This window comes from Deinococcus indicus, from assembly GCF_002198095.1.
Lineage (GTDB): Bacteria > Deinococcota > Deinococci > Deinococcales > Deinococcaceae > Deinococcus > Deinococcus caeni.
The window spans coordinates 8,021-8,628 of sequence record NZ_NHMK01000032.1 but is presented as its reverse complement, the minus strand read 5'-3'; the positions used below and the strand labels follow the sequence as shown (position 1 = coordinate 8,628).

At 59.9% G+C, this 608-nt stretch carries 1 protein-coding gene; it reads right to left on the bottom strand.

Annotated features, from left to right (window positions below):
- A partial coding sequence (locus CBQ26_RS22065) for an IS3 family transposase (protein ID WP_280522611.1) occupies window positions 1-447 on the bottom strand: 447 nt, incomplete at its 3' end.
- Window positions 448-608 lie beyond the last annotated feature (161 nt).

Below are 608 nucleotides of genomic sequence, written 5' to 3'. Positions count from 1 at the left end.
CCGCGAATACAGGTCCATCACCGTCGCCAGGTACAGCCAGCCCTCATGCGTCGGTAGATACGTGATGTCCGTCACCCACTTCTGGTTCGGGCCGTCCGTGGTGAACTCTCTGGCCAGGATGTTTTCCGCGACTGGGCGGGAGGATTTCACTTTGGTCGTCATCCGGAACTTCCGCTTGCCACGCGCGACAAGCTCCGCTTGTCGCATGAGTCGCCCGATCCGCTGACGGCTGACCCGCTCGCCCTGTTCATGCAGGTCGGCTTTGATGCGCAAGGCCCCATACGTTCCCCGGCTCTCCTCGAAGCTGGTCCTGATTTTCTCCGTCAACACGCGATCTTTCGTGATCCTCTCGCTCTCCGGCCTTCCCCACGAAGCGTAGTACCCGCTGATGCTCACCTCGAGAACCCGGCACATCAGTTCCACTGGGAACTCGTTCTGGTGCCGCAGGGTGGACTTGAAGATCAGGGTTGCTTCGCGAAAAAGCGGCCAAGCCCCATACGGGTGCTGTTCTGGCCAAGACAGGCCAGCGCTTTTTTCAAGATATCGCGCTCCTGTCGCGCAATTTCCAGTTCCCGTTCCAACTCCTTGAGCCGAGCCTCCTGTGGTGA